Genomic DNA, 6,029 nt, shown 5'->3' on the forward strand with positions numbered 1-6,029 from the left:
GGGAGGGGCGAAGATGTTGTGGCGCAGATTGCGCGCGCCACATGAAAGAAAAAACCGGCTCACCGGCGGGGCGCTTGCGCGCCGCGGCGGTGGAAGCCGCCAGGCGGGACGTGTCAGCTCAGCCGGCGCGCAGGACTGGCCGCGCCGGACACCGCGGCCTGCGCGTCGTCGGGCACGCGCAGTTCATGCACCGGCACGGCGATGGCGCAGCCGGCGGCTTCGAGCACCTGCTTGATGCGATGGTAGAAGGCGAAGCGCACGCTCCAGTAATCCCCCGCCGCTACCCAGCATCGCACGTTGAGCGTCACGCCTTGTGCGGCGTAGTTGAACACCATGACCTCGGACGCCGGGTCCGCCAGTACGCGTGCCTCGGCCGCGAGCATGGCGCGCAGCGCATCGAACGCGACCTGGATATCGGCGCCGAAAGTGACCGTGACCTCGATATCGAGCCGGCGGGTAGGGTTCTCGCTGTAGTTGGTGATGGCGCTGCCCCAGAGCTTGCCGTTGGGCACGCGCAGGCAAACCCCGTCGAAGGTGGTCAGCTCGGTCATGAACAGGCCGGTTTCGCGCACCGTGCCGGCCACGCCTTGGGCATCGATGTACTGGCCCACGCGAAACGGCCGCAGCAGCACCAGCATGATGCCCGCCGCAATATTCTGCAGCGTGCCTTGCAACGCAAGGCCGATGGCCAGGCCGGCGGCGCCGAGCATGGCGATGATGCTGGCGGTCTGTACGCCGAACTGTGACAGCACCAGCACGATCGTGATCACGCGTACCATCCATTGTGTGACGCTGCCCAGCATCGGGCGCAAGGTGGCGTCCACGCTGGGCCGGTCGAAGGCGCGCAGAACGGCCGCGCGGGTGCGTCCCGACATCCACCAGCCCAGGATCAGGATCAGGATGGCGGCGATGCAGTTCAGGCCCTGCTGCAATACCAGTTGCAGCAGGTAGGCCCAGGCGGCCTCCAGCTTGTGTGGTTCGATGAAATTGAGGTTCATGGATTCGGCTCCGGCGATCAATTGGGACAGACTGGTCATGCGCGACTCACTCACGATGCGGCGTCGTCGCGGCGGCGATGCACCAGTTCGCCGGCGTCGGGCAGCGGTGTTTCGCTGCGTGCCAGCTGGCCCGGATCGAGCTGGTGCGAGAAGCCAGCCACCGAGCCCGTGCGGCGCTGGCGGTCTTCCGGCAAGGTGGGCCCGCTCTGAATATAGACGGTGAGCAGTTCGGCAAGATGCACCAGCACGGGCAGCCGGGTGCGCTCGTAGCCATGCGAGGCGTCCGCGCCGAAGCAAAGCAGCGCGGTACGCACATCGTGTCCGGCGCTGACCGCCGCGCCCGCGTCCGAGTGGTAGAAGCGGAACACGTCGCGATGGCTGGGGATGCCGTGCTCGTCGCACAGGCGCAGCAGCCGGCGCGTGAGGTGATAGTCGTGCGGGCCGGCCGAATCCATCAGCGGAATGGTCACGCCGTCTTCGCGCGCGCCCTGCCCGGGCGCCGCCGGACCGATGTCGATGCCGATCACTTCGCTGACGTCGTCTTCGATCACCGCGGTGGCGCCCGAACCAACTTCTTCGGTTAGCGTAAACACGGCGTGGCAGTCCATCGGCACCGCTGCGCCGCTTTCCCGCACGGCCTTCAACGCGGCCAGTACCGCCGCCACGCCGGCCTTGTTGTCGAGATGGCGCGAGACGATAAAGCCGTTGTCGAGGATCTCGGGGTTGGCGTCGAAGGCAACGAAATCGCCCACCTGTATACCGAGGTCGCGCAGCGCCTGCGGCGTGGCGGCATCTTCGTCGAGCCGCAGCTCGAGCTGGTCCCAGTTAACGGGCTGGCTATCGACCGCCTCGTTGTATACGTGGCCCGAAGCCAGCAAGGGCAGCACCGAACCGCGATGGCGGCCGCTCTCGGTAAACAGGGTGACGCGCCCGCCCTCGGCCCAGCGGCTGGACCATGTGCCGATAGGCGCGAGCGCGAGACGGCCGTTGGGCTTCAGCTCGCGCACCATGGCGCCGAGCGTGTCGAGATGCGCCACGATGGCGCAGTCGGGGCCAAGCCCGGCTTGCGCGCGATTGCCGCGCAGCGTGGCGCGGATGGTGCCGCGCCGGGTGAGCTGGTACGGGATATCCAGGCTGTCGAGCACGCGCGCGGTGTAGTGCACGATCTCGTCGGTGAGCCCGGCGGGGCTGGGAATGGCAAGCAGTTCCAGCAGCGTGGTCTTGAGGTAATGCGGGTCGATCTTCAGTGTCTGCATGCGGGCGGGTTCATGATTCGATGCGGGAAGAGGTTGGTACGGGGGCCGGCCCGGGTCAGGCCGTGAACGGGAACAGCAGGTCGACAAAGCGTTCCGCCGTCGGCTGCGGTTCGTGATTGGCCAGGCCGGGACGCTCGTTGGCTTCGATGACCACATACTCGGGCCGGTCGTGCGCGGGCACCAGGAAGTCGAGCCCCACCACCGGGATGCGCAGGGCGCGCGCGGCGGTGACGGCGGCCTCGCGCAGCACCGGGTGCAATTGCGCGGTGACGTCGTGCAGCGTCCCGCCGGTGTGCAGGTTGGCGGTCTTGCGCACCGGCACGCGCTGGCCGGCCTTGGGTACGGAGGTCATCCCGAGGCCTTGCGCGGCGATGCAGCGCCCGGTCTCCGCGTCGATCGGAATGCGGCTCTCGCCGCCGGTGGCGGCGGCGCGGCGCGCGCTGTGGCGCTCGATCAGCGTCTTCAGGTCGGTGGCGCCGTCGCCCACCACTTCGGCCGGTTTGCGGATGGCGGCGGCCACCACCTCGTAGCCGATCACCACGATACGCAGGTCCTGGCCCGGGCAGAAGGATTCCAGCAGCACGTTGCCGCCTTCGCGCTGCGCGGCCTCGATGGCGCCGGCGAGGTGAGCGGTGTCGCGCACGTCCACGCTGATGCCGCGCCCCTGTTCGCCGCAGGCAGGCTTCACCACCACCGAGCCGCACGCGGCAAGGAAGGCTGCGTTGTCTTCAGCGCTGCCCGCCGGCTGCTGGCGCGGCACCGCGAGGCCCACCGCTGCCAGCCGTGCGCGCGTGAGCGCCTTGTCCTGGCACCACGTCATGGCCACCGCGCCGGTCAGCTCGGAGAGCGATTCGCGGCACAGCACCTCGCGCCCGCCGTAGCGCAGGCTGAAAATGCCACCGGCGGCGTCGACGATCTCCACCCCGATGCCGCGCCGGCGGGCTTCCTTGACGATCAGCGCGGCGTACGGATTGAGCTGGTCGCACCCGCTGCTGCCGGCGAACAGCGGCTCGTTGATGGCGTTCTTGTGCTTGATGATGAAGCCATCGAACTGGGTGAAGCCGAGCTTGTGATACAGGCCGATGGCGTGCTCGTTGTCGTGCAGCACGGAAAGGTCGAGCGACTGGCGGCCGCGCTGCGCGAACAGCGCCAGCAGGTGCGTGACCAGCGAGCGCCCCACGCCGGCAAGATGCGTCTGCGGATCCACCACCAGGCACCACAGGCTGCTGCCGCCCTGCTCGTCGCCAAAGGCGAGCACATGGTCCACGCCCATGGCCGAGCCGACGATCTCGCCGCTCTGCTCGTCCTCGGCGATCAGGTAGGCCACGGCGTCCTGCCCGCGCTGCTGCCAGACCGCTGCGGCATCGAGCGGCACCATCTTGCGCATGGCGTAGAGGCGGTTGATGGCGGCAATATCGGCACGCGTGGCCAGGCGCCGGATGGTGATGCCCGGCGCGGCGGCGCTGTCGGCCAGCGGCGCGTCGAGGCGGCGGCGGAACAGCAGCGAGGGATCCAGGAACAGCGTTTGCGGCGCCTGCGCCAGGACCAGCTGGGGCGCATCCACATAAAGCGCGATGTCGCGCCGGCCGGCTGCTTCCTGCTGCAGCTCGGCCGCCAGCAGTGCCGGCGAAGCGAAGGCCGGGGCGAACATCAGCCGGCCCCAGCCGCAATCGATCATGGCATTGGGGCGGGCCGATACCGGCGCGGGTGCGTGCGGCACGCCGGTGCCGAGCGACGCGGCATCGCCGGCCGGATCGTGCATTGCGCTGCCGGCGTGCGGTGGGAGAGCGCTCCGGCCGCGGCTCCGGCTGCGTTTGGCAAGACTGGCGGCATGGGTGGGTGGCATCCTGCTTTTCCTCCTGTTGGTGTCCCGCTTGCCCGCGGGCGGGCGGGTACTCTGTCGCTTTATCGCTTTATCGCTTCGCCGCTGAATCGCGGGCCCGCTCGCGGCCGCGATCAAAGCCCTCGGGTCTGCAACCACGCTTCGAGCAGTGCGATCTGCCAGACCTTGGAACCCTTGAGCGGGGTGATATGGCGGTCGGGCGCGTCGAGCATGGCCTCTACCACGCCGGCGCGATAGAGGCCGCGGCTGCGCGCGCGTTCGCTGCCGATGCAGCCGCGCACGTATTCGAGAAACGGACCGCGCAGGTATTTCAGCGCCGGCACCGGAAAGTAGCCCTTGGGGCGATCGATCACCGCGGCCGGGATCACCTGGCGCGCGGCTTCCTTCAGCACATGCTTGCCGCCGGCGGCGATCTTGTGATGCGGCGGCATGCGCGCCGCCAGCGCCACCAGTTCGTGATCGAGGAAAGGCACGCGCGCCTCCAGCCCATGCGCCATGGTCATGTTGTCGACACGCTTGACCGGGTCCTCCACCAGCATCACGGTGGTGTCCAGGCGCAGCGCGCGGTCGATGGCGCTGGCGGCGCCGCCCTGCGCGAAGTGGCCGGCAAGAAAGCGCCCGCTGGGATCGTCGGCCAGCCACTCCGGCGCCAGCAGTTCGCCCATCTCGCCGTGGGTGCGGTCGAAGAAGCCGCGCCGGTAGGCCGCCACGCCGCCATCCGCGTCGGTGTTCCCGGCCAGCGGCGGGTACCAGTGGTAGCCCCCGAAGACCTCGTCCGCGCCTTGCCCGCTCTGCACCACGCGGCTGTGGCGCGCCACTGCGGCCGACAGCAGGTGGAAGGCCACGCAGTCGTGGCTGACCATCGGTTCGCTCATGGCGCCGATGGCGTCTGGCAGGGCAGCCAGCAGATCGGCTGCGGGAACCCGCATCCTCTCGTGGCGGGTGCCGAAGTGGCTGGCCACCAGGTCCGAATACTGGAACTCGTCGCCCGCCTCGCCGCCCACCGTTTCGAAGCCGATGGCATAGGTGCGCAGGCCGGGCGTACCCGTTTCTGCGAGCAGTCCGGTGATCAGGCTGGAGTCCACGCCGCCCGACAACAGCACACCCACCGGCACGTCGGCGACCGTGCGGCGGCGCACGGCATCGCGCAGCGTGGACAGCGTGAGTTCGCGCCAGTCTTCGAACGGGCGCGCCAGATCGGCGGCGTCCCGGCTGAAATCCAGCCGCCACCAGGTGCGGCTCTCGGTGCGGCCGTCCGGCTGCACCACCATATGGGTGGCCGGCGGCAACTTGCGCACGCCTTGCAGGATGGTGTGCGGCGCCGGCACGACGGCGTGCAGGCTCAGGTAGTGATGCAGCGCCACGGGGTCGAGCGTGGGGTCGATATCGCCGCCGGCCAGCAGGGCGGGCAGGGTGGAGGCGAAGCGCAGGCGCTGCGGCGTGTGCGCGTAGTAAAGCGGCTTGATGCCGAGGCGGTCGCGTACCAGGTGGGTCACGCCGGAATCGCGCTCCCACAACGCGAAGGCGAACATGCCGGCGAAGCGGTCGAGCGCGGCCGGCCCCCAGGCGTGCCAGGCCTTGACGATGACTTCGGTATCGCCGCTCGAAGCGAAGCGATAGCCCTTGGCGGCCAGTTCCTCGCGCAGCTCACGATGGTTGTAGATCGCCCCGTTGAAGACAATGCCCAGGCCCAGCGCGTTGTCGATCAAGGGCTGGTGCGCGCGCTGCGACAGATCCATGATGCGCAGCCGGCGATGGCCGAACGCACGGTTGCCCAGGCCGAACAGGCCCTCTCCGTCGGGGCCGCGCCGCGCCTGCGCGCGGGTCATGTCGGCGACGGCGTGCAGGTCGGCCATGGCCTGGTCAAAACGCAATTCTCCAGCGATACCACACATATTCAGCCGCTCTCCTGTCCACTGCCGGTGGCGGGAA

4 protein-coding genes are annotated in these 6,029 nt (G+C 69.2%); all 4 read right to left on the reverse strand.

Features of this window, described 5'->3' with window-relative positions:
- Positions 1 to 113: 113 nt before the first annotated feature.
- On the reverse strand, positions 114 to 998 hold the full coding sequence (locus P3W85_RS35140) for a mechanosensitive ion channel family protein (RefSeq protein WP_035817036.1): 885 nt from the start codon (positions 996 to 998) through the stop codon (positions 114 to 116).
- 50 nt (positions 999 to 1,048) lie between these two features.
- The gene (locus tag P3W85_RS35145) at positions 1,049 to 2,254 is read right to left on the reverse strand and encodes an osmoprotectant NAGGN system M42 family peptidase (protein ID WP_017230391.1); all 1,206 of its coding nucleotides are present in this window, start codon (positions 2,252 to 2,254) and stop codon (positions 1,049 to 1,051) included.
- A 55-nt stretch (positions 2,255 to 2,309) separates the two neighbouring features.
- Positions 2,310 to 4,100 carry an N-acetylglutaminylglutamine synthetase gene (gene ngg / locus P3W85_RS35150; protein ID WP_276268158.1) on the reverse strand — a complete coding sequence of 597 codons (1,791 nt, stop codon included), beginning with the start codon at positions 4,098 to 4,100 and terminating at the stop codon, positions 2,310 to 2,312.
- Between the two features lie 110 nt (positions 4,101 to 4,210).
- Positions 4,211 to 6,029: N-acetylglutaminylglutamine amidotransferase (locus tag P3W85_RS35155; protein ID WP_346430312.1), on the reverse strand; the 1,819-nt coding region annotated here is incomplete at its 5' end.

The organism is Cupriavidus basilensis (assembly GCF_029335485.1).
GTDB lineage: Bacteria > Pseudomonadota > Gammaproteobacteria > Burkholderiales > Burkholderiaceae > Cupriavidus > Cupriavidus basilensis_E.

Excerpts from the sequence above, each read along its gene's own strand:
- P3W85_RS35140 (WP_035817036.1), bottom strand. The coding sequence starts at position 998 with ATGAACCTCAATTTCATCGAACCACACAAGCTGGAGGCCGCCTGGGCC.
- P3W85_RS35145 (WP_017230391.1), bottom strand. The coding sequence starts at position 2,254 with ATGCAGACACTGAAGATCGACCCGCATTACCTCAAGACCACGCTGCTG.
- ngg (WP_276268158.1), bottom strand. The coding sequence starts at position 4,100 with ATGCCACCCACCCATGCCGCCAGTCTTGCCAAACGCAGCCGGAGCCGC.